Here is a 24,430-nt window from a genome sequence, read left to right as displayed (position 1 = left end):
TAGCATGGCACGATTGGGCGACTGGCTGGAACCGCATCCGCATGGCATCTACGTCAGGCCCGCGGACGCGTGGATCGACCCCTCCGAGCCCGAGGCGCGCGCGCTGGTAACGCACGGCCATGCCGATCACGCGCGCGGCGGTCATGGCGCGGTCTGGGCAACGCCCGAGACGCTGGCGATCATGGACGCGCGCTATGGTGAACAGGCGGGCCATCCCGTCGCTTACGGCGAGAGCATCCGCATGGGCGAGGTGGACGTCGGTTTCGTCCCCGCCGGACACGTGCTCGGCTCGGCACAGATCGTGCTCGACTATCGTGGCGAGCGCGTCGTCGTGTCCGGCGACTACAAGCGCCGCGCCGACCCGACCTGTACGCCGTTCGAGCCGGTTAAATGCGACGTCTTCGTCACCGAGGCGACCTTCGCGCTGCCGGTGTTCCGCCATCCCGACACCGGCGACGAGATCGACAAATTGATCGCGCGGCTGCACGCCAATCCCGATCGCTGCGTGCTGGTCGGCGCCTATGCGCTCGGCAAGGCGCAGAGGGTGATCGCCGAGCTGCGCGCGCGGGGGCACGACGCGCCGATCTATATCCATGGCGCGCTGCAGCGGCTGTGCGACCTGTATCAGGAGCATGGCGTGCGCCTCGGCGAGCTGCTGCCGGTCGCCGACGCAAAGAAGGCCGACATGGCGGGGCATGTCGTGATGTGTCCGCCGGGCGCGCTCAACGACCGCTGGTCGCGGCGGCTGCCCGATCCGATCACCGCGATGGCGAGCGGCTGGATGCGCGTGCGGCAGCGCGCGGTGCAGAAGAACATCGAGCTGCCGCTGATCCTGTCCGACCATGCCGACTGGGACGAACTGACCGACACCTTGTCGGAGATCGCGCCCAAGGAGGTGTGGGTGACGCACGGTCGCGAGGAAGCGCTGGTCCATTGGTGCGAACAGCGCCAGATGAAGGCGCGCGCGCTGGCGCTGGTGGGATTCGAGGACGAGGACGATTGAGCCCCGCGCCCGTCATGCCGGGCTTGATCCGGCATCCCGCTTTTGCGTGTTGTCGGGCGGGATCAGAAGCGGGACCCCGGCTCAAGGCCGGGGTGACGGGGATTTGTCATAGCCGGCGAGAGCTTTAGCGATCGCGAATTGCCCGTGACGCTTGCCGTTTTCACGTTGGGCCATGGCTGATGGTCGTGGCGGCTGGGTCTATCTCATGAGCGATCGCTATCGCGGCGCCATGTACGTCGGCGTTACTGCGCAGCTGGAAGCACGTATTCACCAGCATCGAACCGGGAACGGATCCGACTTTTGCTCGCGTTATGGCCTGCACCGGCTCGTCTGGGCGGAGCACGGCGAGACCATCGAAGCATGTATCGCGCATGAGGAGCGGCTGAAGCGCTGGCGCCGGGAGTGGAAGTTCGCGCTGATCGAACGCGGCAATCCCGACTGGCGTGACCTGTTTGATTCGGTGGTATAGCGCCGCAACGACCTTTCTATCGTCACCCCGGGCTTGACCCGGGGTCCCGCTTCACTGCGGTTTGCGGTTAGCGGGACCCCGGCTCGAGGCCGGGGTGACGAGGTTGTTAGCCCGTCCCCTCCAGCGTCCGCGCGCGGCGGCGCTGGACCGAGCTGCCGATGCCCATCGCCTCGCGGTATTTGGCGACGGTGCGGCGGGCGATGTCGAAGCCCTTGGCTTGCAGCAGTTCGACCAGCGTGTCGTCGGACAGGATCTTGGCGCCCTCGTTGGCGATCAGGCCGCGGATCGCGCTCTTCACCGCCTCCGCCGACACCGCGTCGCCGCCGTCCGCCGCCTGGATCGCCGAGGTGAAGAAATACTTCAGCTCGAACACGCCGCGCGCGCAGCTGAGATATTTGTTGCTCGTCACGCGGCTGACCGTCGATTCGTGCATCTCGATCGCCTCGGCGACCTTGGCGAGCGTCATCGGCTTGAGATGCGCGACGCCCTTGAGGAAGAAGGCTTCCTGTTGCTTGACGATCTCGGTGGCGACCTTGATGATCGTCCGCTGGCGCTGGTCGAGCGCCTTGATCAGCCAATTGGCCGAGGCTAGCGCATCGGACAGCCAGGCCTTGGCCGTCTTGTCCTGCGGGCCGTGACTGAGTTCGTGGTAATAGCGGCGGTTGACGAGGACGCGCGGCAGCGTCGCGGCGTTGAGTTCGATGCCCCAGCCCGTCTTGGTCCGGGCGACGAACAGATCGGGGGTGACCGCGAGCGCCGGTTCGCCGCCGTAGCGACAGCCGGGCTTGGGATCGTAGCCGCGCAACTCGCGGATCATGTCCGCCATGTCCTCGTCGTCGACGCCGCACATCCGCTTGAGCCGGGCGAGCTCGCCGCGCGCGAGCAGGTCGAGATTGTCGATCAGCCGCGCCATGCAGGGATCGTAGCGGTCCGCCTCGCGCGCCTGGAGCGCGATACATTCGGCAAGGTCGCGGGCGCCGACGCCGGTCGGGTCGAGCGTCTGGATCTGGTGCAGCACGTGCTCGACGCGGGCGAGCGCGGTGCCGAGCCGGTTGGCGATGTCGAGCAGCGGCACGGTGAGATAGCCGGCCTCGTCGATCTGGTCGATCAGATGCTGGGCGATGAACCAGTCGGCGCCGTCGATCACCGTGCCGGCCTGCGCGAGCAGATGATCGGCGAGCGTGCCGTCCCCTTGCGCGAAGGAGTCGAAGTCGAGTCCGTCCTCGCCGCCCAGGCCGCCGCCGGTGCCGCCGCCGGTCATCGACAATGCGCCGTCGAAGCCGCCGCCGCCGTCGGCGACGCTGTCCTGCTGGTGGCTTTCGGTGGCGTAATCGACGTCGAGCGGATCGGCGGCGGCGGCGCCGCTGACCAGTTCGTCGGCGCCGGCGGGCTCGTCGCGCTCGACGCGTTCGGGGCGGACGATCTCGTCGGTCTGCGCGGCCTCGAGCAGCGGGTTCTTCTCGACCTCCTCGGCGATGAAGCCCTCGATCTCGAGGTTGGACAGCGCCAGCAGCTTGATCGCCTGCTGGAGCTGCGGCGTCATCACCAGCGACTGCGACTGGCGCAGGTCCAGACGGGGCGCGAGGCTCATGACACCGCTCCTTCCCGCGCCGTGACGGAACAAGGCGGGACCCCGGCCATAGGCTAGAGCGAGAAGCCCTCGCCGAGGTACAGGCGGCGGACGTTGGCGTCGGCGACGAGTTCCTCGGGGCTGCCGGCGAACAGCACGCGCCCGTCGTAGATGATATAGGCACGATCGACGATATCGAGCGTCTCGCGCACGTTATGGTCGGTGATCAGCACGCCGATGTCGCGGCGCTTGAGGTCCTTCACCAGATCGCGGATGTCGGCGATCGAGATCGGGTCGATGCCGGCGAAGGGTTCGTCGAGCAGCATGATCGACGGGTCGGCGGCGAGCGCGCGGGCAATCTCGGCGCGGCGGCGCTCACCGCCGGACAAGGCCATCGCCGGGCTGGCGCGCAACCGGGTGAGGCCGAATTCGTCGAGCAGTTTGTCGAGCTTGGCGGGGCGCGCCGCGGGATCGGGCTCGGACAGTTCGAGCACCGCGCCGATGTTCTTCTCGATCGACAGGCCGCGAAAAATGCTCGTTTCCTGCGGCAGATAGCCGAGGCCGAGGATCGCGCGGCGGTACATCGGCAGCTTGGTGATATCCTCGCCGTCGAGCATGATCCGGCCCGAATCGGGCTTCACCAGGCCCATCACCGAATAGAAGCAGGTCGTTTTGCCGGCGCCGTTGGGGCCGAGCAGGCCGACCACCTCGCCACGGTCGACCGAGACCGACACGTCGGTGAGGACGACGCGCTTGTCGTAGGATTTGGCGATCGAAATCGCCTGCAGCCCGCGATTGGCGGGCGGCTCGTGGATCGGCTCGGCGGTCTGGAGGTCGGAAACGGCGGCGTCCATGGGCTCGATGCCTCGCATCAAAAGAGTGGCAAAGCCTTGGCAGGCTTCGTGCATGCCGTTGCGTCATGGCGCGGAGACGGGCGCGAGGGAAGACCCTTTAGCTGGCCCGGGGCACCGTGCCGACGTGCCGCGGGGCGCGGACCGGCTCCGCCCGCCTCAGTCCCGCTTGGGGACCGAGAAGGTGCCGGTGACGCGGCCGCTCGGCGCGGTGGTGGTGGTGCTGCCGGGGGCGGCGCCGCTGGAGCCGCGGACCGAATTGCCGTCGACCACGGCACGGCCGGTGTCGAGGTTGATCGTCAGGCGGCCGCCGTTGACCGTATTGCCGCCCTGCGTCAGCGTCACCGCGCCCAGCATCGTGATGACCCGGCGATTGAGGTCGTAGATCGCATATTGGCTCTTGGCGGTCTGGTCGGGGCGGCGGACGGTGACGCCGCCGCTCGCATCGATCCGCGACACCTGCGGGCTGCCGCCGACCACCTGACCGGTATAGCTGACCGTCATCCGCGCCGAGTTGAGCGTCATCTCGGCCTGGCGGACCGAGACGTTGCCCGACAGCACGCCGCGATTCGCCTTGTCCTGCAATTCGATATGGTCGGCGCCGAAATCGATCGGGGCGTTGGAATTATGCGCCGTCTGCGCCGCCAGCGGGGCGGCGAGCAGGGCGACGGCGAGGAAGGGGGTGCGCATGGCGGGCTATTTCGCCCGTCGCGGCACGATCCGCAAGCGGGCATTGCCGCTGAGGCGCACGGTGCGGCCAGCCAGGTCGGCGGTCAGCGCATTGGCGCTGAAATTGCCCTGCGGCACCGTGCCCGTCACCTTGCCGCCGCTGCGCATCGTCTTGGTTTTCAAGTCGATCGTCGCGTCGCTCGTGTCGAGTCGGTAGCCGTTGGCGGCGCGGAAGGCGATCGGGCCGTCGACCTTCATCTGCTCGGTGTTGAGGTCGTAGCGGCCCTTGTCGGCGCGCAGCGTCGCCGGCCCGTCGTCGAGCGCGAGATCGGCGGTCATGCGGTTGATCTGGACGATCGGCACGCTGCTGCTCTGCTGCACCGCGGTGCCGGCGTTGAGCGCAAACGCCTGCCCCTTGTCGTCCTGGCCGCGATAGGTCGCCGCCTGCAGCTTCAGCCGCTCCTTGGCGACCTCCACCTTGTTCTTGTCGAGGACGAACGACACTTCGTTGGCGGCGGTCAGCGGCGCCAGCACCAGGAAGGCGGCGAGCACGCCGATGCCGATCGGCAACCCGGTGTTGAGCAGCGTGACGATCCGGTCCTGCCGGCCGCCGGGCGCAGCCCAGCGCTGCCGCGCCGAACGCGTCTGGCGTGCGGTCGGGGCGCTCACCGCCGGGCCTCAGGCATGGGCGAAGATGTCGATCTCGGGCCAGCCGGCGAGGTCCAGCGCGGCGCGGGTCGGCAGGAAGTCGAAACAGGCCTGCGCCATCTCCATCCGGCCCTCGCGTTCGAGCCGGCGGTTGAGCTCGGCCTGCAGGCGATGGAGGAAGCGCACGTCGCTTGCCGCATAGTCCTTCTGCGCGTCGGACAATTCGGGCGCGCCCCAGTCGGACGATTGCTGCTGCTTGCTGAGTTCCTGGCCGAGCAGTTCGCGCACGAGTTCCTTGAGGCCGTGACGATCGGTATAGGTGCGGATCAGTCGCGACGCGATCTTGGTATCGTAGGCGGGCGCCGCGACGATGCCGAGATAATGCTGGAGCGCGGCGATATCGAAGCGGCCGTAATGGTAGAGTTTCACGCGGCCGGGATCGGCAAGCACCGCCTTGAGGTTCGGCGCAGCATAGTCGCTGGTCGGACCGAAACGGACAAGATGTTCGTCGGGGCCGCCATCGGACAATTGTACGACGCACAGCCGGTCGCGCGGCGTGATGAGGCCCATCGTCTCGGTATCGACGGCGATCGAGGCGCCGGGGGCGAAGACGTCGGCGGGGAGGTCTTCCTCGTGGAAGTGTACGGTCATGCCAGCGCCCTACGCCGCAACGCCAGGATGCTCAACGATTAAGCGTCATCGGCCGGAAATCCGCGCCATTGCTGTGGCGGGTCGCGCCGGGGCCGGTATTCGGCATGGAATGGCAGACGATTGCGACGAATTCATTCGCGGGGACTTGTTTTCTGCGCTATGACGATTCCCAAGGCGCAATAGGTTTCGCGCCCGAGGGCTCGCGTTCGTCGTCCGGCGCACGGGTTCTTGTCACGGATTGGATGCGGGCGAACCGGGAAGACGAATAGGGTTATGGGTTACGACAAAGGTGGCCGCGGCAATCGTGGCGGACGTGGTCGCGACAAGCGCGACGATTTCGGCGGCGGCAGCAGCGATTTCGGCGGTGGCGGCGGCTTTGGCGGCGGCGGTTTCGGCGGTGGCGGCTTTGGCGGCGGTGATCGCGGCGGCTTCGGTGGCGGCAGCAGCTTCGGCGGCGGCGGCGGTGATCGCGGCGGCTTCGGCGGCGGCGGTGGCGGCGGCTTCCGTGGCGGCGGTGGTGGCGGCTTCGGCGGCGGCGGTGGCGGCGGGTTCAGCGGCGGTGGCCGCGGCATGCCTCCCCAGGTCGTCGGCGAGGGCACTGGCGTAGTCAAATTCTTCAACGCGCAGAAGGGCTTCGGCTTCGTCGTCCGTGATGACGGCGGCGAGGACGTGTTCGTGCACATCTCGGCCGTCGAACAGGCCGGCATGAGCGCGCTCGCCGAGGGTCAGCCGCTCGGCTTCACCCTGGTCGATCGCGGAGGCCGTATCTCGGCGACCGAGCTGAAGATCGACGGCGAACCGATGGCCGTCACCGAGCGCGCTCCCCGCGAGCCGCGCGAAGGCGGCTTCGGCGATCGTGGTCCGCGTCCGGGTGGTGCCGGTGGCGCGCCGCAGCGTCAGCTGACCGGTGAGAAGGCGACGGGTACCGTCAAGTTCTTCAACGCGATGAAGGGCTTCGGCTTCATTCAGCGCGACGACGGCCAGCCCGATGCGTTCGTGCACATCTCGGCGGTCGAGCGTGCCGGCATGTCGACCCTCAACGAGGGCGACAAGCTGCAGTTCGAGCTCGAAGTCGATCGTCGCGGCAAGTACGCCGCGGTGAACCTGTCGGCCGCGTCGTAACGGTCCCGACCCTTTAACGAAGAGCCCGGCCCCGCGACCTGCGGTGCCGGGCTTTTTGCGTTTTGGGGTTCGGGTATTCGCCACGACGTCCGTCGTGGGGCGGGGCTTCGCCATAAGGGCGTTCAAGCAGGCGTTCAGGAATTCCGGACGCCATCGACGTTGTCTTGCCTGGCTCTGGACTCCTGCTTTCGCAGGAGCACTACGCTGATGTGCCGATGCTGGGGACTTTCGCAAAAGCCTCGAATTGCCCTGCCGTCGACGCGGGGATGACGGCCGGGACGGTGCGGGCTATGCCGCGGGACGCCGCGTTGGCCGAGAGATGAGGACATGCGTGTGGTGAAGGTGACATTGGGGCTCGGGCTGCTCGGCGCGATCGCCGCGTCGGCGTGGCAGGCGAACCCCCCGGCGAAACCGCCCGCGGCGCAGGCCGTCCCCGCCACGCCAGCGGCCCCGGCCGAAGCCGGCGTCCCGGTCTACGCTGCCACCGTCGTCGCGCGGCTGCCGCACGATACCGGCGCCTTCACCGAGGGCCTGCTGTTCTGCGGCGGCGACCTCTACGAAAGCACCGGCAAGGAGGGCGCATCCGACATCCGCCGCGTCGGCCTCGCCGATGGCAAGGTCGCAGCGCGCGCACGGCTGAGCCCGGAGCTGTTCGGCGAGGGTATCGGTTGCGTCAAGAACAGCCTGCTCAGCCTGACGTGGAAGACCGGCATCGGCTTCCGCTGGTCGCTGCCCGCGCTCAAGCGGATCGGCCAGCCCTTTCATTATGCCGGCGAAGGCTGGGCGTTGACCGGCGACGGACGCACGCTGATCCTGTCGGATGGCACGCCGACGTTGCGGCGGATGGACCCGGCGACGTTCGAGGAGCGGGGGCGGATCACGGTTACGCTCAACGGACGGCCGTTGGCCAAGCTCAACGAGCTCGAATACGTCCAGGGCCGCATCCTCGCCAATGTGTGGATGACCGGTTTCATCGCGCGGATCGATCCCGCGACGGGCAAGGTCGACGGCCTGATCGATCTGCGCCCGCTGCTCGCCGAAATCCACAATCCCGATCCCGACGCGGTGGCCAATGGCATCGCCTATGATGCCGCGCACGACCGGTTGTTCGTGACGGGCAAATATTGGCCGACCTTGTTCGAAATCCGGATCGGCGAAGAGGTCGGCCGAGCCGGATAGGTCCCGCTCGCGCGACGTCGGGCGTCAGGTCACCAGCCGGCGCAGCGTCTCGACGCGATCCGCTTCCGCGGCGGGCTTGTCCGTCCTGATCCGCGCGATTCGGGGGAAGCGCATCGCGACACCCGATTTGTGGCGCGTCGAACCGTGGATCGAGTCGAACGCGATCTCCAGCACCATCGTCTTCTCCACCTCGCGCACCGGGCCGAAACGCGCGAGCGTGTGGCGGCGCACGAAGCCGTCGAGCATCTTCAATTCCTCGTCGGTGATCCCCGAATAGGCCTTGCCGACGGGGAGCAACTCGCCGTCCTCGGTCCAGCAGCCGAAGGTGTAATCGCTGTAATAAGACGAGCGTCGGCCGCTGCCGCGCTGTGCGTACATCATCACGCAATCGGCGGTGAGCGGGTCGCGCTTCCATTTGTACCAAAGGCCGGCGCGACGACCGCCGACATAGGGCGAATCGCGGCGCTTGAGCATCACGCCTTCGATCGCCGCGTCGCGCGCGCCGGCGCGGATCGCTTCCAGCTCGGTGAAGCTAGCGGCGTCGATCACCTGGCTGAGGTCGAACCGGTCGGGGTCGAGGCGGGGGACGAAGGCTTCGAGTCGCTGCCGTCGTTCGCTCCACGGCAGCGGACGCAAATCCTCGCCGCCGTCGAACAACAGGTCGTAGACGCGGACGAAGGCCGGATAGTCGGCGAGCATCTTCGCCGACACGGTCTTGCGGCCGAGCCGCTGTTGCAGCGCGTTGAAGCTGGCGGCCTCGCCGCCCTGCGCGTCGCCCTTGACCAGCAATTCGCCGTCGATCGTGCCGGGGGTGGAGAAAGCCGCGGCGACGTCGGGAAAGCTGCCGGTGACGTCGTCGCCGGTACGGCTGTAGAGCCGCGTCTGGCCGGCGACGTGGACGATCTGGACGCGGATGCCGTCCCATTTCCACTCGGCGGCATAATCGGCGAGGTCGACCTGCGCGTCCTCCAGCCCGTGCGCGAGCATGAACGGGCGGAAGACGGGGACATCGGCCGCGGTGGGTTGCTCGCCGGTGCCTTCAGCCCAGGCGAACAGGCTGGCATAGGGTGGGGTGAGGCCGTGCCAGACCTCCTCGACCGCATCGACGTCGAGCCCGAACGCCTGTGCCAAGGCGGTCTTGGCGAGGCGCGCGGAGACGCCGATGCGCAACGCCCCGGTCGCCATCTTGAGGAGCGCGAACCGCTCCTCCGAATCGAGCCGATCGAGCATCGCGGCTAGCACCGCGGGTGCGTCCGAACGCGAGAGGTGGCGCAGCGCGTCGACCGCGGCGCTGATCGACAACGGTGCGCCTGCGGGGGCGGGGATGGGCGCGGGCCAAAGCAGCGCGACGGTCTCGGCGGTGTCGCCGACATAGTCGCGGCTCATCCGGAACAGCACGGGATCGACGCGCGCCTCGATCAACGCGCGGATCTGCGCCGGTTTGACGCCGGGCAGATCGAGATCGCCGATCAGCGCCGCCATCGCCCAACCGCGATCCGGATCGGGCGTCGCAAGCAGATAATCGACGATCAGCTTGAGCTTGGCGTTCCGCCCACGCGTGTAGATGAGCGAATCAAGGAGCGCGGCGAAGGCGTGCATGAAGGGGGAACGCGCGGTCGGGTGAAGCGCTCCGTCGATGTCGCTTATGCGGTCATGGATAGTACGGGAAACGTCCGACACGCCCAACCGTCATGCCGGGCTGGTTCCGGCATCCACCGGTCTGCCAAAGAGCGGCTTGTTGCTCCTGCGGTCCGGTGGACCCCGGAACAAGTCCGGGGTGACGGTGGGGTCAAGATGGTAGCTAAAGCGGTAGCGCCTCAGCCCTTGCGGCTGGCCTCGAACAGGAACCAGGCGCGTTCCTCGGCCTGGTCGGTCCATTCGTCGACGATGCCGCTGGTGGCATTGTCCTTCGCCTCTTCGGCGGCGTCCTTCACGACGCGGAAGCTTTCGACCAGCTTGAGATTGTCCTCGCGCAATTCGGCCAGCATCGCGCCGGCGTCGACGAAGTCGAGGTCGTTGTCGGCGATCGTCTGGCGTCGGCTGATGTCGCCGATCGAGCGCAGCGTCGTGTTGCCGGTCTTACGGACGCGCTCGGCGATCGCATCGGTGACGCCGAGAATCTGCGCCGCCTGATCGTCGAGCAGCAGGTGATAGTCGCGGAAATGCGGTCCCGAGACGTGCCAGTGAAAATTCTTGGTCTTCAGGTACAGCGCATAGCAATCGGCGAGCGACGAGTTGAGCGCATCCGCCACCGAGCGGGTGTTGCTAAGGTCGGTCGGCGTATTCAGCGCCGGGTTGATGTCGGCCATGGAAATCTCCGTGGGAAAGGAATCGTTGCGGCAACGATCCGATAGCCGAAACGCTCCCCGCGCAGCAGCCATTTTGCGCATGTCGATGATCGACGGATCAGATCAGGCGCAGCGCGGAAAGCCCCAGTCCGATCGCGGCCAGCACGAACAGGACCCCGATGATCCGGCGCAGCGTGATCAGCGGCAGGCCGGTCCAGCCCGCCTCGCCCAGGATCGCGGCGGGGGCGATCACCGCGAGCGAGCCGAGCATCGCCCCGATCGCGGCCAGCCACGGCAATTGCGCCCGCGCGGCCAATGCGAGGACGATGAATTGTACGCCGTCGCCGAAGGCGAGGATGAACAGGCCGATCAGGCTGGTCAGCGCCGCGCCGAGGCGCCATCCGGCGAGCCGGTCGGGTGGCTTGACCGGGAACAGCGCACCACCGCCCTGAAACAGCAGCGCCAGCGCGAGGAAAAGCTGCCTGGCCTCCGGTGTCAGCCGAGGTGCCAGCAACGCACCCGCCGCTGCGGCGAGCAGCCCGGCGCCGAGCAGCGCCACCGTCGCCGCGGCGATCACCAGCCCCGGCGCGCGATACCGGTCCGCCAGGATCGAAGCGAGCCATGCCGGCCGATCGCCGACTTGCGCAAAAGCCGCCGCGACCAGCGCCGCCATCAGCGCGTCCATGGCGTCAGCCCGCCAGCCGCACCGAACAGGCGGCAGCGAAGGTGTCGCAGGCGCGCACGTCCTGTCGCTCGCTGGCGATCGCATCGCCGAGCATCCGCAGCCAGCCGTGAAGCAGCGCGCCCTGTTCGCCGCGCGACAGCGCCGAATCGACGAAATGGGCGACGGTCACTGCGGGATTGAGCCCGTTGCGGTGGGCGATCAGGCGGATCTGGTTGATATCGGGCTTGAGGTCGCTGGCGCAGCTGTAGGGCGCCTTGACGTCGATCGCGGCGATTCGTGCCGACAGATCGGCGCGCACCGCATCCAGCTCGTCCGCCTGCCGCTCGATTCGCCGCGCCATCATCCTCGCCCCCGTGTTTTCTGCCGCAATTCTGGGCCGCCAATGGTAATGGGGTGGTTAAGACAGCCGCTGCGGCATGGCCATGGTTGACTTTCGCGCGCCGCTGGCCCATGCGCCGCGACTGATCGAGCGGCTGCGTTGGTGCTGCCGCTCTCCTTGTTTTCAGGATTAGGGCTCATGGCCAAGCCGACTACCGTCAAGATCAAGCTCGTCAGCACCGCCGACACCGGTTTCTTCTACGTCACCAAGAAGAACCCGCGGACGAAGACCGAGAAGCTGAGCTTCAGCAAGTATGATCCCGTCGTGCGCAAGCACGTCGAGTTCAAGGAAGCCAAGATCAAGTAAGCGGCCGGGCGGCGCAGCGCGCCGCCGCCGTTTGCCAGCGTATGCGAAAGCCGCCGGTGCATGGGCGCCGGCGGCTTTTCGCATGCGCCGTCGCCTGCGACTGACGCCTTGATCCGGGCGCGCTTCGGACACATTGCGTTCATCTTCTTTCGGCATAGCGAACACTGGCGGCTGGATCCTCCGGCTGCCCTGTATCGCGTCACTACGGGCCAAGGGCGGTGTTCTCTCCATGAGGATGCCGCCCTTGGTTTATGGGGTGGCGAAGGTCGCCGCGCCGTGCGGCGGGAACCGGACCGGCGATGTCACGTTTTCATGAGGCTTGCAGCATCCGGCCCTTCTCGGGGGGCGGGGGTCTGGAAGCGCGCGGCGCCCTGTCGAAGCCTCGCCGGCTCGGCAGGGCGTCTTTCCGTCAAAGCAGCGCGTTTACCGCGTCCATGAACCGGGCGAGGCTGATCGGCTTCGACACGTAGGAGCGTGCGCCGGCGGCGCGGATGCGCTCCTCGTCGTCGCGGCCGGCATAGGCCGTCACCGCCATCACCGGGATATCGCGCAATTGCTCGTCGACCATCAGTTCGAGGATCAGCTCATAGCCGGTGACGTGCGGCATCTGGATATCCATGACGATCAGGTCCGGACCGAAGGCGCGTGCGCGCGCCACCGCCTCGCGCCCGTCGCGCACCGGCTCGGCGGTCATGCCGTGCGCGCGCAACAGGTCGCAGAACAGTTTCAGATTGAGTTCGTTATCCTCGACAACGAGTACCCGTTTCGCCACGTGCGTCACCAACCCTTCCGATAATGGACGATAGGCAATGCGCGCGCGCGATACAAACATCCCCGATCCCGAGGTGCTCGCCCTGCAGGCCCTGGTGTGGGCGATCGGCGAGCCCGACCGCGCCGACCGGCTGATCGCGGTCACCGGTCTGTTCCCCGACGATCTGCGCGCCCGTGCCGGCGAGCCGGCGGTGCTGGGTGCGGTGATCGAATATCTCGAATCCTACGAACCCGATCTGATCGCCTGCGCCCGCGCGCTCGGCGTTCCCCCGGAGGCGCTGATTGGCGCCCGCCAGGCCTTGGAGCTGCGATGAAACCGCTGTTGATCACCGATTGCGACGAGGTGCTGCTGCACATGGTAAAGCATTTCGGCGCCTGGGTCGGCGAGGCGCACGACATCGACTTCACGCCCGACGGTGCCGATTTCGCCAACAGTATGCGCCGACGCGACGGCGGCCCGGCGCCGACGCGCGAGGAGATGTGGGACATGCTCGGCGGTTTCTTTCCGGCAGAGATGCACCGCCAGACGCTGGTGCCGCATGCCGCCGAGGCCCTCGCGCGGCTGGCGGCGCACGCGGACATCGTCGTGCTCACCAACATCACCGATGCGTGCAAGCCGGCGCGGATCGAACAATTGGCGCGATTCGGCATCGCGCATCGCGTCGAATGCAACCAAGGCGGCAAGGGCGAGCCGGTCGCGCGACTGCGGGCGGACTATGGCGACCCGGTGACGGTGTTCGTCGACGATCTCGCGGTGCACCACGAATCGGTGGCGCGCCACGCGCCCGAGGTGCATCGGCTTCACATGGTGTCGGAGCCGACGCTGGCCCCCAACGTGCCGCCCGCCGCCTTCGCGCACGCGCGGATCGACGACTGGCGCGAGGCGGCGGACTGGATCGCGGCGCGGTTCGACGCTGGGGTGGCAGCGTAGTTATCTCCTTCGCTTCGTCATCCCCGCCTGCGCGGTGCTGACGTGGGGGGTGGCGACGGCGTTCCACCCGCCCGCCGAATCGGCTAAGCGCCCCCGATCATTTCCCGAAAGGACCCAGCCATGACCACCCATGTCGATCGCAAGCTCGAGGAACTCGGCCTGTCGCTGCCCGAAGCCGCGGCGCCCGTCGCCGCCTACGTGCCGGTGGTCGAAGCGGGCGGTCTGCTCCATCTGTCGGGGCAGCTGCCGTTCAAGGCGGGGCAGCTCGTCACCGGCCGACTCGGCGATGGCGTGTCGCTGGAGGACGGGCAGGAGGCCGCGAAACTCTGCGGGCTGATGATCGTCGCGCAGGTGAAGAAATATCTCGGCGGTGACCTTTCGCGGGTGAAGCGGATCGTCAAGCTCGGCGTGTTCGTCAATTCGGCGGCCGATTTCACCGACCAGCCGAAGGTCGCCAATGGCGCGTCGGAGCTGATGGTCGCGCTGTTCGGCGACGCCGGCAAACATGCGCGCAGCGCGGTCGGCGTGCCGGTGCTGCCGCTCGGCGCCGCGGTCGAGGTGGATGCGATCGTCGAACTGGCATGATTTCCGGGAGGGGGCGTGGTTGACGCCCCCTCCGCAAGTCGGTGTCGAGCGCCTATATCCGCCGCGATGACCTTTACGATCCTCGCCGCATGACCCAGGTCGCCGCCCGCCTCGTCGATGGCGTCCGCGCGATCCCGGCCGACCAATGGGACGCCTGCGCCGGTACCGGCAACCCCTTCGTCCGCCACGCCTTTCTCGCCGCGCTCGAAGAGTCGGCCAGCACCGGGGGGCGATCGGGGTGGCAGCCGATCCCGATCGTCGTCGACGGCGCCGACGGGGCGCCCGCCGCGATCGCGCCGGCCTATGCCAAGAGCCACAGCCAGGGCGAATATGTCTTCGACCACGCCTGGGCCGACGCGTGGGAGCGGGCGGGGGGTCATTATTATCCCAAGCTCCAGATCGCCGCGCCGTTCAGCCCGGTGCCGGGGCCGCGCCTGCTGCTGCGCGAGGAGAGCGCCGGTCCGGCGCTGATCGCTGCGCTCGAAGCGGTGACCGACCAGCACGGCCTGTCGTCGGCGCATGCGACCTTCGTCAGCCCGGAGCAGGTGCCGTTGTTCGAACAGGCGGGCTGGCTGATCCGCGAGGGGACGCAATTCCACTGGGCCAATCAGGGCTATAAGAGTTTCGACGATTTCCTCGCCGCGCTCGCCAGCCGCAAGCGCAAGGCGATCCGCAAGGAGCGCGAGGCGGCGGTACAGGGGCTGACGATCCGTCATCTCTCCGGCGCGGAGATCCGGGCGGAACATTGGGACGCGTTCTGGACCTTCTATCAGGATACGGGCAGCCGTAAATGGGGGCGGCCGTATCTGAACCGCAGCTTCTTCCCGATGCTCGGCGAGCGGATGGGCGACGACGTGCTGTTGATCCTCGCCGAGCGGGACGGCACACCGATCGCGGGGGCGCTCAACCTGATCGGCGCGGACACGCTCTACGGCCGCTATTGGGGCTGTACCGAGGAGGTGCCGTTCCTCCATTTCGAACTGTGTTATTATCAGGCGATCGATGCCGCGATCGCGCGCGGGCTCAGGACGGTCGAGGCGGGCGCGCAGGGCGAGCACAAGCTGGCGCGCGGCTACGTGCCGGTGCCGACGTGGTCGGCGCATTACATTCCCGATGCGGGCTTCCGTCGCGCGATCGCCGACTTCCTTGTCCGCGAGCGCGCCGCGGTGGCGGACGAGCAGAGCTATCTCGCCGAACTGGCGCCGTTCAGGAAGGGAGAAGGCTGACCGGCCGCCGCCGCGGCGGCAGCAGGTCGGGGTCGAGCGTCACGTCCGGGCGGCGGCGGTCATCGATCCGATAGAGGACGTCGCGGCCGCTGCGCCAGATCGGCGTCAGGCCGGTCAGGAATGCGGGTTCGACCGGCGCCGGATTGATCAGCCAGACATAGTCGAAGGCATCGCGCGGCAGATAGGCGAGCGAGACGCGCAACGGCCGCCACCATTCGCCGCGGCAGCGCCGGTCGGTGACGAGCTGCGACGGGTCGTGCGCGAAGCGGCCCGCGGGGGTGTAGCGGACGGTGAGCAACTGCCCGCCGGCCATCGACCATTGATCGTTGGCGTAGGCGATGCGCCGTTCGAGCGCGATGCCGGCGGCATGTTCGAGCCGCGAATAGAGCCATTCGTCGCGACAGGTGCGACCGACCATGGTCAGCAATCGCGCGCCCCGCGGGACGTGGTCGAGCGCGGCGAGCGTGCGGTCGTATTCGCGGTCGAATTGCAGATAGCTGATCGTCGTGCCGACCAGCCGCGCGCCGCAGAAGAGCAGGCCGAGCGCGGCCAATGTCGAGGCCCCCCGGAACGACAGGCCGTGGCGGGGACGCAACGCGATCAGCGCGATCGCGATCACGAACGGCGCGAGCCGCATGTCGGCATAGGCCGAGCCGAAGACGATCCGCGGCAGCAGCACGAAGATCGCGGTCAGGAACAGCGTCGAAAGCAGCAGGTTGCGCGAATATTCGACGCGATGGTCGCGGACGCCCTTGAGCAGGATGATGAACAGCACGGTAGCGGAGGCGAGGTCGAACGCCATCCAGCGGTCGCGCAACACCATGATGATCCAGCCGACCTTGGCGCGCCAGTTGAACCAGTCCATCGTCTTGCCGGTGACGTGATCGCCCGAACGCCACAGCACCATCATCGCGAACGGCAAGGCGAGCGGCAGGCAGCCGATGGCGGCACGCGTCCAGCTCTCCAGCCAATGCCCGCCGCGGCCGTCCTTGCGCAGGTCGTGCTGGCGGACCATCTCGGCGGAGAAGGCGAGGATGCCGAGCACCCCCCAGCCGAAGGTGTGGCAGACCCACAGAGCGCAGGACAAAGGCACGAACAGGATCGCGCGCAGTTTGAGGCTGCCGAGCCGGCCCATCCGCAGCCACAGCGCGAACAGGTTGAGCGCCAGCGCCATCGACAGCGCGAAATTCACGAAGCCGAACTGGAAGGGGTAACTGTAGGCGAGCGGCAATGCGAACAGCGCGGTGGCGGGAATGCGGCCGTGCACCTCGCGCGCGATCCACAGCAATCCCGACACGGTGAGTGCGGGGATCGCCATGATGATCAGCTTGACGGCGAGTTCGAGGCCGAGGATCGGCGCGAGCGGCTCGATAAGCAGGTCGACGCCGAGGTTGCCGATCAACGCCCAGCGGAAATCGTACCATTCGGCGAGCCACGGATAGGCGGCGCCGTCGAGCTGGACGCGATAGCGCCCCATATGCCCGGGTAGATCGACCAGCGGCGGGATGTCGGGCCACAACAACGGGATCACCGCCGCGATCACCATCGCCACGACGAACCACCGCGTTTGCCACCAGTGCAGCTTATGCCCCTGCATCATCCTGCCTTAGTGGGTAGGAACCGCGTCCGACAAGCATTGTCGTGCCGGGTGCGCCGAATGGAGGCGGCGGGGCTCGTGACCGGACCACCCACATCCGTCACCCCGGACTCGTTCCGGGGTCCACTCTGCGGCGAGGCGCGGGGCTGGAGCCTCCGGCCGTGCCCTTGCGGATGGGTGGACCCCGGAACGAGTCCGGGGTGACGGTTTGGTGCGGGCAGGCGTCGTAACCACGCCATGCCGCTCCGCGAATCAGGCGTCGCGGCGGCCTAGCAGGCGAAGGCGCAGCGCGTTGAGTTTGATGAAGCCTGCCGCGTCGCGCTGGTCGTAGGCGCCCTGATCGTCTTCGAAGGTCACGACCTTTTCCGAATAGAGCGAGTTGGGCGACCTGCGGCCGACGATATAGACGCCGCCCTTGTAGAGCTTGAGGCGGACGGTGCCGCTGACCTTCGCTTGGCTGTGGTCGATCGCCGCCTGCAGCATCTCGCGCTCGGGGCTGAACCAGAAGCCATTGTAGACCAGCTCTGCATAGCGCGGCGCGAGTTCGTCCTTGAGATGCGCGGCGCCGCGGTCGAGCGTGATCTGCTCGATGCCGCGATGGGCGAGGTGATAGATGGTGCCGCCCGGCGTCTCGTACATGCCGCGGCTCTTCATCCCGACGAAGCGGTTCTCGACGAGGTCGAGGCGGCCGATGCCGTGACGGCGGCCGAGTTCGTTGAGCATGGTCAGCAGCGTCGCCGGGCTGGTTGCCTCGCCGTTCAGCGCCACGCCGTCGCCGCGCTCGAAATCGATCGTGATATATTCGGGGGCGTCGGGCGCGTCCTCGGGGTTTACGGTACGCGAATAGACGTAATCCGGCACCTCCTGCCACGGATCCTCGAGCACCTTGCCCTCGGACGAGGTGTGCAGGAGGTTCGCGTCGGTCGAGAAGGGCGATTCGCCGCGCTTGTCCTTGGCGACCGGGATCTGGTGCTGTTCGGCGAATTCAATCAGCCGGGTGCGGCTGGTCAAATCCCATTCGCGCCACGGTGCGATCACCTTGATGTCGGGTGCGAGCGCGTAATAACCGAGCTCGAAGCGGACCTGGTCGTTGCCCTTGCCGGTCGCGCCGTGGCTGACCGCATCGGCGTTCACCTGACGGGCGATCTCGATCTGGCGCTTGGCGATCAGCGGCCGCGCGATCGAGGTGCCGAGCAGATACAGCCCTTCATACAGGGCGTTGGAGCGCATCATCGGGAAGACGTAATCGCGTACGAATTCCTCGCGCAGATCGTCGATGAAGATATGCTCGGGCTTGACGCCGGCCATCTGCGCCTTCTGCCGCGCGGGCTCCAGCTCCTCGCCCTGGCCGAGGTCGGCGGTGAAGGTCACCACCTCGCAATTATACGTCTGTTGCAGCCACTTCAGGATCACGCTCGTATCCAGCCCACCCGAATAGGCGAGAACGACACGGTTGATCTGATCGGTCACGGCAGCATCCTTGGCTATGGTCGGGTCGCCGCGCCCCTAGGCTCCTGCGCGCGCCTGCGCAACGGTTGCGTTCACGGTGGGTTTAATCGCCGGCCGCTAGTATCGCGGTCGATCCCTTTTTTCGGAGACGTCATGTTTCGTCCGTTGCTCGCCGCTCTGCCCGTCCTGATGCTCGCCACGCCGATGGTGGCGGCGCAGGCGATCGATCCCAAGCTGAAGGCCGAGTTCGACCGCTCCGACGCCAATCACGACGGCGTGCTGACCCGCGCCGAGATCGACGCGCGCGTCGCACGGATGGACGTCGGCAAGAACAAGATGCCGCCGGGCAAGGCCAAGGCGATCAGCACCGCGTGGTTCAACACCGCCGACGCCAATCACGACGGCAAGGTGACGCCCGCCGAGATGCAGGGCCTGTTCCGTGCGCTGGCGTCGCGATACGACACCAATCACGACGGCGTGGTGAGCCTCGAGGAGCGGACCGCCGCGCGCGCGGCGATCATCGCGCCGGCGCCGGTGCCGGCACCCAAGGCGCGATAAGGCTTCCAAATCGTCCACTTACCGTCATCCCCGCGGAGGCGGGGATCCATAGACGCTGACGTTGCGCCTCTAGCCGTGTGGTCCGCGCGTATGGATCCCCGCCTGCGCGGGGATGACAGAATGATGTTCTCAGTATCCCCGCAGCTTCCGTTCGCCCTCGAACATATAGTCGCGGGTGATCGGCAGTTCGGTGCGGCTGCGGCTGAACTGGATCTGGAAATTGACCAGCCCGCCATTCTCGAACGCATTGGCCGCGCCGGCGAGGTAGAAGGTCCACATCCGGTAGAAGCGCTCGTCGTACAGGGCGATGATCGCGTCGCGCGCCGCCACCGTCCGGCGATACCATTCGTACAGCGTATAGGCGTAATGAAGGCGCAGCACCTCGACGTCGGTGAGGAACAGCTTCAGCCCTTCGAACGCCGCGATCGTCTCCGACAGCGCCGGATTGTAGCCGCCGGGGAAGATATATTTGGTCGTCCAGTCGTCGGTAACGCTGGGCGGCCCGAGCCGGCCGATCGTGTGGATCAGCGCGACGCCGCTCGGCGTCAGCAGGTCGCGGCATTTGCGAAAATAGGCGCGATATTGCGGCGGCCCGACATGTTCGAACATGCCGACCGAGACGATACGGTCGAACTGGCCCTCGACGCGGCGATAGTCGATCAGCTCGAACTTGACCCGGTCGGCGACGCCCGCCGCCGCGGAACGTTCGCGCGCGATCTTGAGCTGTTCCTCGGACAGCGTCACGCCGAGCACCTCGACGCCGAAATGCTTGTTGAGATACAGCGCCATGCCGCCCCAGCCGCAGCCGATGTCGAGCACCCGCATGCCCGGCCGCAGCGCCAGCTTGGCGGCGATATGCGCGAGCTTGTCGCTCTGCGCCTGTTCGAGGCTGTTGTCGGGATCGGTGTAGTAAGCGCAGCTATATTGTTTGTCGGCGTCGAGGAACAGGTCGTAGAGCCGCGCCGACAGATCGTAATGATGCGCGACGTTCTGCTTCGAGCGGCGCTCCATGTTGATCCGGTCGAGCCGGTGCTTCACCGCGCCGAAGCCGCGCACGAAGGCGGAGGGTTGCAGCGCGTTCTGGCCGTCTTCCCACGCGCTGTTCCGCTTCATCAGCTGGACGAGGCCCATGATGTCGTCGCCGTCGACGGTCATCCGGCCGTCCATATACATCTCGCCGGCGGCGAGCGCGGGGTTGCGGACGATCCGTCCGGCGACGCCATTGTCCTGGAACCGGAGCTGGATATGACCGAGCTCGGGATCGGGCGTGCCGAAGGTGGCGGGCGGTTTGCCGGGACGGTGGAGGGTGAGTTGGCCACGCTTGACGGCGCGGCTGAGGAACATATCGATCAGCGCCATGCGCGCTGCCTTAATCCGCTAGATGCCCGCATACCAATCGTAATCGACATTGTCCTCCCAATAGCCGCCCTTGCCCTTGCCGATGGTGGCGAGGCTGGCGACCGCGTCGATCCCGGTGACGTATTTGGCGTGCTTGTAGCCGAGCTGGCGCTCGACGCGCAGCCGCACCGGCGCGCCGTGCGCCACGGTCAGCCGCGCACCGTTCATCTTGAGCGCGAGGATCGTCTGCGGATGGAACGCGTCGATCGTGTCGATCGATTCGTAATAGGGCTGGCCGTTGTAGAGGTCGGCGCAGGTGAAGACGATGTAGCGCGCGGTGTTGCGCATCCCCGCCGCCTTCAGCACGGTGCCGAGCATCGGCCCCTGCCACTGGCCGATCGCGCTCCAGCCCTCTACGCAATCGTGGCGGGTGATCTGGCTGCGGGAGGGCATCGACGCGAGCTGGTCGAGCGACAGCGCCAGCGGCCGGTCGACGAGGCCGCCGACCTTGAGGCGGTAGCCGGCGAATTGGTCGGCGACCATCGCGGCGTAATCGGGGGTGCCGGGATCGCGCGTGCCATTGGCGCGGAAGATCGGCGACATCTGCTCGCGGGTGAATTCGGGTGCGAGCGCACCTCGGTCCATCAGCGCACGTTGCAGGCCGCGGTGCATGTCCTCGCCGGCGAACAGGATCTTGCGCGCCTGCGGGATCGCGGCGACCTTGTCGCAGCCGGCGAGCAGCAGCCCGGCGCCTGCCGTCAGAAGCGAACGGCGGGGGAGGATCATGCCTCAGGGACCTTCCACTTGCCGGTGATCATCGCGCGCAGTTCGTTGCCCGCACCGGCGAGGATGACGAGCGCGACATGGACGACGATGAAGCCGCCGATCAGCGTGGCGGCGACGAAATGCAGCGAGCGCGCCGACTGGCGACCACCGAACAGGTCGAGCAGCCACGGCCAGGCGGCATCCATCCCCGGCGACAGCGCCAGCCCTGTGAGGATCATCAGCGGCAGCGCGAGGAAGAGGACGAGGATATAGCTCCATTTCTGGAGGCTGTTGTACGCGCCGGGATCGTCGGCGTCGTGGAAGCGCAGGTTGAGGTGATCGCGGACGTCTTCGGCGAGATGCGCAAGGTTGACGTCGGCGCGGCGCAGCGCGAGCTTGCGTGCGAAATGGCGGTTGATCAGGCTGACGATCATATAGCCGAGCAGGCCGAAGGCGAAGACGAGCGCGAACAGCAGATGCCAGCGACGCGAGATGGCGAGATTGTAGTTGGCGGGGATCGTGATCCACGCCGGGAAGCGCGGCAATTGCGCCCAGGCGTGATCGAAATTGGCGCCGTATCGTCCCCAATAGAGCCGCGGATGCGCATTGGAGATGCCGAGCCCGCTGCCGAGCAGGACGACGACCGCGACGGCGTTGATCCAATGCCAGATGCGCGTCGCCAGCGCATGGCGCAGGATGGATGTACCGGGGGCGATTGGGTCCATATCCCATGCATAGCAGTTAAGCGCCCATGATCGAATGGCATTTCTACGAACCACGCGACGGCCACCGGTTGCCGCACGACCCGCTCAACGCGATGGTCGCACCGCGACCGATCGGCTGGATCAGCAGCGTCTCTGCCGACGGCGTGCGCAACATCGCGCCCTACAGCTTCTTCAACGTCATCAATTATACGCCGCCGCTGATCGCCTTTTCCTCGATGGGCTGGAAGGACAGCGTCGCCAATATCGACGCGACCGGCGAGTTCGTCTGGAACCTCGCGACGCGCGATCTCGCCGAGGCGATGAACGCGACTGCGGCGATCGTCCCGCCCGAGGTCGACGAATTCGATCTCGCCGCGCTCGACACGCTGCCGTCGCGGCTGGTCGCGCCGCCGCGGGTGGCGGCGAGTCCGGTGGCGTTCGAATGCAAGCTGACGCAGATCCTGCGCCTCACCGACCGCCATGGCACGGAGCTCGATCAGTATCTGGTGATCGGCGAGGCGGTGGGCATCCATATCGACACCGCGATGCTGGAGGACGGCGTCTACCAGACCGCTCGCGCCCGCCCGATCCTGCGCGGGGGCGGGCCGGCGGATTATTTCGAGGTCACGCCCGAAACACGGTTCGAGATGCGCCGGCCGGGATAAGCGGTCGTCTCAGCCGTAGGCGCGCCAGAAGAACACCGCGGTGGTCACGGTGGTGACCAGCAACGTCCAGCCGCGGATCACGCCGGGCGGCAGGCTGCGCCCGACCAGCGCACCAAGATAGCCGCCGGCGATCGAGCCGATCATCATCGGCAGGCACAAGGCCCATGCCACCATGCCGCTGGCGACGAAGACGATCGTCGCCGCGCTATTGGCGACCGCGAGCATCAGCGTGCGCGGCGCGGCGAGTTCGGCGGGGCTCGCGCCGGTCAGCAGCCCCCACATCGCGGTCAGCATCATGCCGACGCCGCCACCGAAATAGCCGCCGTAGATGCCGAGCAGCGCCTGTCCCGCAACGAGGCTGCGCGGTCCTGCCGAGAAGCGCGCGCTCAGCCAGTCGGAAGCGTGGCGGCCGAGCGCGATCGCGATCGTCGCGGCGAGCAGCAGCCACGGCACGATGACGTCGAACGCGCGCGCCGGCGTCCAGGCGAGCAACAGGCTGCCCGCAAGGCCGCCCATGAAGGTGATGCCGGCAAGCGTCCGCACCCCGACGCCGCCCAGCGGCGCCAGCCCGCCCCGATAGGCCCAGGCGCTCGCGACCGCACCGGGCTGGACCGCGACGTTGCTGGTCGCATTGGCGACGGTGGAGGGCAGGCCGAGCGCGATCAGCGTCGGCATCGTCGCGAACGAGCCGCCGCCGGCGAGCGCGTTCATCGCCCCGCCGAGCAGACCCGCGCCCGCCGCTAGGGCGAGCGTGAGCGGATCAGCCAAGCGCGGCCATCTTTTCGTCGGCCTCGCGATCCATCTGCGCGCGGCTCTTCTTCTCGGCGGCGGTCTTGAGCTGGCCGCAGGCGGCGTCGATGTCGCGGCCGCGCGGCGTGCGCACCGGCGCCGAAATGCCGCCCTCGAAGATGATGTCGCTGAACCGGCGGACGCGCTCGGGCGTCGACGTGTCATAGGCGGCGCCCGGCCACGGGTTGAACGGGATCAGGTTCACCTTGGCGGGCAGGTCGTATTTGCGCAGCAGGCGGACGAGTTCGTGCGCCTCGGCATCCGAATCGTTCTTGTCCTTGAGCATCACGTACTCGAACGTGATGCGGCGCGCGTTGTTGGCGCCGGGATAGTCGGCGCAGGCCTGCAACAGCTCCTCGATGCCGTATTTCTTGTTGAGCGGCACGAGTTCGTCGCGCACCTCCTTGGTCACCGCATGCAGCGAGACCGCGAGATTGACGCCGATCTCCTCGCCGGCGCGCGCCATCATCGGCACGACGCCGCTGGTGCTGAGCGTGATGCGGCGCTTCGACAGCGCGAGGCCGTCGCCGTCCATCACCAGCTTAAGCGCATCGCGCACCGCGTCGAAATTGTAGAGCGGCTCGCCCATTCCCATCATCACGATGTTGGTAAGCATGCGGCCTTCCGGCTGGCTCGGCCATTCGCCGAGCGCGTCGCGTGCGAGCATCACCTGACCGACGATCTCGCCCGCGGTCAGGTTGCGGACGAGGCGCATCGTGCCAGTGTGGCAGAAGCGGCAGTTGAGCGTGCAACCGACCTGGCTCGACACGCAGAGCGTCCCGCGATCGGCATCGGGGATGAACACCGCCTCGTAATCCTGCCCGTCGGGCGAGCGCAGCAGCCATTTGCGCGTGCCGTCGGTCGACACCTGCGCCTCGACCACCTCCGGCCGGCCGATGACGAAGCGCTGTTCGAGCCACGGATGCATCGTCTTGGAGATGTCGGTCATCGCCGAGAATTCGGTGGCGCCGCGATTGTAGAGCCAATGCCAGATCTGCTTGGCGCGCAGCTTCGCCTGCCGCAGCTCCATGCCGGCGTCGAGCAGCGTCTGGCGCAATTCATCCTTGCCGAGGCCGATCAGGTCGATCCGCCCGTCCTCGCGAAAGGTCTTGGCGCGCGGCACGGGCACGGGATCGATATGGCCCGGAATGGGCATGGGGGGAGCAACGCTGTCGAGCATCGCCGGCATATAGGCGAAAACGGCGTGATTTGCCATGCCTTCGGGAACGCGC

At 67.4% G+C, this 24,430-nt stretch carries 28 protein-coding genes; 11 read left to right on the top strand and 17 right to left on the bottom strand.

Annotated features, from left to right (window positions below; genetic code table 11):
• Positions 1 to 4 precede the first annotated feature (4 nt).
• Complete coding sequence (locus MC45_RS08035; RefSeq protein WP_038661647.1) at positions 5 to 1,003, top strand: ligase-associated DNA damage response exonuclease; 999 nt, start codon at positions 5 to 7, stop codon at positions 1,001 to 1,003.
• Positions 1,004 to 1,175: 172 nt separating this feature from the next.
• Positions 1,176 to 1,472, top strand: coding sequence for a GIY-YIG nuclease family protein (locus MC45_RS08030; protein WP_038661644.1), 297 nt, complete (start codon positions 1,176 to 1,178; stop codon positions 1,470 to 1,472).
• 106 nt (positions 1,473 to 1,578) lie between these two features.
• Here MC45_RS08030 and rpoN read toward each other — a convergent pair whose 3' ends face one another.
• The 5 genes from rpoN to MC45_RS08005 form a co-directional block, all read right to left on the bottom strand.
• A complete protein-coding gene (gene rpoN, locus MC45_RS08025) occupies positions 1,579 to 3,063 on the bottom strand; it encodes an RNA polymerase factor sigma-54 (protein WP_038661641.1) in 1,485 nt (494 codons plus the stop codon).
• A gap of 53 nt (positions 3,064 to 3,116) precedes the next feature.
• Complete coding sequence (gene lptB, locus MC45_RS08020) at positions 3,117 to 3,896, bottom strand: LPS export ABC transporter ATP-binding protein (protein ID WP_038661638.1); 780 nt, start codon at positions 3,894 to 3,896, stop codon at positions 3,117 to 3,119.
• A 156-nt stretch (positions 3,897 to 4,052) separates the two neighbouring features.
• The gene (locus MC45_RS08015) at positions 4,053 to 4,583 is read right to left on the bottom strand and encodes an LptA/OstA family protein (RefSeq protein WP_038661635.1); all 531 of its coding nucleotides are present in this window, start codon (positions 4,581 to 4,583) and stop codon (positions 4,053 to 4,055) included.
• A 6-nt stretch (positions 4,584 to 4,589) separates the two neighbouring features.
• Positions 4,590 to 5,231 (bottom strand): LPS export ABC transporter periplasmic protein LptC, encoded by a 642-nt coding sequence (gene lptC, locus MC45_RS08010; RefSeq protein ID WP_038661632.1) that lies wholly within the window; start codon positions 5,229 to 5,231, stop codon positions 4,590 to 4,592.
• 9 nt (positions 5,232 to 5,240) lie between these two features.
• Entirely contained in the window at positions 5,241 to 5,861 is a 621-nt protein-coding gene (locus MC45_RS08005) for a ribonuclease D (protein WP_038661629.1), read from the bottom strand.
• A 273-nt stretch (positions 5,862 to 6,134) separates the two neighbouring features.
• Between MC45_RS08005 and MC45_RS19925 the strand changes: the two genes are divergently transcribed.
• Both MC45_RS19925 and MC45_RS07995 read left to right on the top strand, forming a co-directional pair.
• A complete protein-coding gene (locus tag MC45_RS19925; protein ID WP_038661626.1) occupies positions 6,135 to 6,983 on the top strand; it encodes a cold-shock protein in 849 nt (282 codons plus the stop codon).
• 327 nt (positions 6,984 to 7,310) lie between these two features.
• Positions 7,311 to 8,162 (top strand): glutaminyl-peptide cyclotransferase, encoded by an 852-nt coding sequence (locus MC45_RS07995; RefSeq protein ID WP_081974384.1) that lies wholly within the window; start codon positions 7,311 to 7,313, stop codon positions 8,160 to 8,162.
• Positions 8,163 to 8,186: 24 nt separating this feature from the next.
• Here the strand turns inward: MC45_RS07995 and MC45_RS07990 are convergent, their stop codons facing one another.
• The 4 genes from MC45_RS07990 to MC45_RS07975 form a co-directional block, all read right to left on the bottom strand.
• Positions 8,187 to 9,761: a cisplatin damage response ATP-dependent DNA ligase gene (locus MC45_RS07990; protein ID WP_038661623.1), complete on the bottom strand. Its 1,575-nt coding sequence runs from the start codon at positions 9,759 to 9,761 to the stop codon at positions 8,187 to 8,189.
• Positions 9,762 to 9,979: 218 nt separating this feature from the next.
• On the bottom strand, positions 9,980 to 10,471 hold the full coding sequence (locus tag MC45_RS07985; RefSeq protein WP_038661620.1) for a Dps family protein: 492 nt from the start codon (positions 10,469 to 10,471) through the stop codon (positions 9,980 to 9,982).
• Between the two features lie 97 nt (positions 10,472 to 10,568).
• Positions 10,569 to 11,135, bottom strand: coding sequence for a TMEM165/GDT1 family protein (locus tag MC45_RS07980; protein ID WP_038661617.1), 567 nt, complete (start codon positions 11,133 to 11,135; stop codon positions 10,569 to 10,571).
• Between the two features lie 4 nt (positions 11,136 to 11,139).
• Positions 11,140 to 11,478, bottom strand: a complete 339-nt coding sequence (locus tag MC45_RS07975) for a hypothetical protein (protein ID WP_245640883.1) — start codon at positions 11,476 to 11,478, stop codon at positions 11,140 to 11,142.
• A 174-nt stretch (positions 11,479 to 11,652) separates the two neighbouring features.
• Here MC45_RS07975 and rpmG point away from each other — a divergent pair, with 174 nt between their 5' ends.
• Positions 11,653 to 11,820: a 50S ribosomal protein L33 gene (rpmG, locus tag MC45_RS07970; RefSeq protein ID WP_017977469.1), complete on the top strand. Its 168-nt coding sequence runs from the start codon at positions 11,653 to 11,655 to the stop codon at positions 11,818 to 11,820.
• A 409-nt stretch (positions 11,821 to 12,229) separates the two neighbouring features.
• Here rpmG and MC45_RS07965 read toward each other — a convergent pair whose 3' ends face one another.
• A complete protein-coding gene (locus MC45_RS07965; RefSeq protein WP_038666855.1) occupies positions 12,230 to 12,592 on the bottom strand; it encodes a response regulator in 363 nt (120 codons plus the stop codon).
• Between the two features lie 37 nt (positions 12,593 to 12,629).
• Here MC45_RS07965 and MC45_RS07960 point away from each other — a divergent pair, with 37 nt between their 5' ends.
• The 4 genes from MC45_RS07960 to MC45_RS07945 all read left to right on the top strand — a co-directional run bounded on the left by MC45_RS07960 (position 12,630) and on the right by MC45_RS07945 (position 15,333).
• Positions 12,630 to 12,905 carry a DUF3572 domain-containing protein gene (locus tag MC45_RS07960; RefSeq protein WP_038661612.1) on the top strand — a complete coding sequence of 92 codons (276 nt, stop codon included), beginning with the start codon at positions 12,630 to 12,632 and terminating at the stop codon, positions 12,903 to 12,905.
• The gene (locus tag MC45_RS07955) at positions 12,902 to 13,522 is read left to right on the top strand and encodes a hypothetical protein (RefSeq protein ID WP_038661609.1); all 621 of its coding nucleotides are present in this window, start codon (positions 12,902 to 12,904) and stop codon (positions 13,520 to 13,522) included. Before MC45_RS07960 ends, MC45_RS07955 begins: the two co-directional genes overlap by 4 nt.
• Positions 13,523 to 13,642: 120 nt before the next feature.
• Positions 13,643 to 14,107 (top strand): RidA family protein, encoded by a 465-nt coding sequence (locus MC45_RS07950; RefSeq protein ID WP_038661607.1) that lies wholly within the window; start codon positions 13,643 to 13,645, stop codon positions 14,105 to 14,107.
• 89 nt (positions 14,108 to 14,196) lie between these two features.
• Positions 14,197 to 15,333, top strand: coding sequence for a GNAT family N-acetyltransferase (locus MC45_RS07945; protein ID WP_038666852.1), 1,137 nt, complete (start codon positions 14,197 to 14,199; stop codon positions 15,331 to 15,333).
• On the opposite strand, the gene MC45_RS07940 is transcribed toward MC45_RS07945, so the two are convergent.
• Together MC45_RS07940 and MC45_RS07935 are read right to left on the bottom strand one after the other, a co-directional pair.
• The gene (locus tag MC45_RS07940) at positions 15,314 to 16,933 is read right to left on the bottom strand and encodes a hypothetical protein (RefSeq protein ID WP_245640882.1); all 1,620 of its coding nucleotides are present in this window, start codon (positions 16,931 to 16,933) and stop codon (positions 15,314 to 15,316) included. The genes MC45_RS07945 and MC45_RS07940 overlap by 20 nt on opposite strands.
• Before the next feature lie 249 nt (positions 16,934 to 17,182).
• On the bottom strand, positions 17,183 to 18,400 hold the full coding sequence (locus tag MC45_RS07935; RefSeq protein ID WP_038661603.1) for an argininosuccinate synthase: 1,218 nt from the start codon (positions 18,398 to 18,400) through the stop codon (positions 17,183 to 17,185).
• Between the two features lie 132 nt (positions 18,401 to 18,532).
• Here MC45_RS07935 and MC45_RS07930 point away from each other — a divergent pair, with 132 nt between their 5' ends.
• Positions 18,533 to 18,937 carry an EF-hand domain-containing protein gene (locus MC45_RS07930; RefSeq protein ID WP_052075572.1) on the top strand — a complete coding sequence of 135 codons (405 nt, stop codon included), beginning with the start codon at positions 18,533 to 18,535 and terminating at the stop codon, positions 18,935 to 18,937.
• Positions 18,938 to 19,066: 129 nt separating this feature from the next.
• On the opposite strand, the gene MC45_RS07925 is transcribed toward MC45_RS07930, so the two are convergent.
• From MC45_RS07925 to MC45_RS07915, 3 genes are read right to left on the bottom strand one after another with little or no spacing between them, the layout of a single operon-like run.
• Positions 19,067 to 20,296 carry an SAM-dependent methyltransferase gene (locus MC45_RS07925; RefSeq protein WP_038661600.1) on the bottom strand — a complete coding sequence of 410 codons (1,230 nt, stop codon included), beginning with the start codon at positions 20,294 to 20,296 and terminating at the stop codon, positions 19,067 to 19,069.
• An 18-nt stretch (positions 20,297 to 20,314) separates the two neighbouring features.
• A complete protein-coding gene (locus tag MC45_RS07920; protein ID WP_038661597.1) occupies positions 20,315 to 21,061 on the bottom strand; it encodes a molybdopterin-dependent oxidoreductase in 747 nt (248 codons plus the stop codon).
• Positions 21,058 to 21,765: a cytochrome b/b6 domain-containing protein gene (locus MC45_RS07915; RefSeq protein ID WP_038661594.1), complete on the bottom strand. Its 708-nt coding sequence runs from the start codon at positions 21,763 to 21,765 to the stop codon at positions 21,058 to 21,060. The genes MC45_RS07920 and MC45_RS07915 overlap by 4 nt, the downstream gene beginning before the upstream one ends.
• A 26-nt stretch (positions 21,766 to 21,791) precedes the next feature.
• Here MC45_RS07915 and MC45_RS07910 point away from each other — a divergent pair, with 26 nt between their 5' ends.
• Positions 21,792 to 22,409 (top strand): flavin reductase family protein, encoded by a 618-nt coding sequence (locus MC45_RS07910; RefSeq protein ID WP_038661591.1) that lies wholly within the window; start codon positions 21,792 to 21,794, stop codon positions 22,407 to 22,409.
• A 9-nt stretch (positions 22,410 to 22,418) separates the two neighbouring features.
• On the opposite strand, the gene MC45_RS07905 is transcribed toward MC45_RS07910, so the two are convergent.
• Positions 22,419 to 23,177 carry a sulfite exporter TauE/SafE family protein gene (locus MC45_RS07905; protein WP_038661589.1) on the bottom strand — a complete coding sequence of 253 codons (759 nt, stop codon included), beginning with the start codon at positions 23,175 to 23,177 and terminating at the stop codon, positions 22,419 to 22,421.
• Entirely contained in the window at positions 23,170 to 24,354 is a 1,185-nt protein-coding gene (gene rlmN, locus MC45_RS07900) for a dual-specificity RNA methyltransferase RlmN (RefSeq protein ID WP_483852552.1), read from the bottom strand. Before rlmN ends, MC45_RS07905 begins: the two co-directional genes overlap by 8 nt.
• Positions 24,355 to 24,430: the final 76 nt, after the last annotated feature.

Origin of the sequence: Sphingomonas taxi (assembly GCF_000764535.1) — a bacterium.
In the GTDB taxonomy this organism is placed as follows: Bacteria; Pseudomonadota; Alphaproteobacteria; order Sphingomonadales; family Sphingomonadaceae; genus Sphingomonas; species Sphingomonas taxi.
Note: the sequence above shows the minus strand (reverse complement) of the source record. Positions and strands in the feature narration are given on the sequence as shown.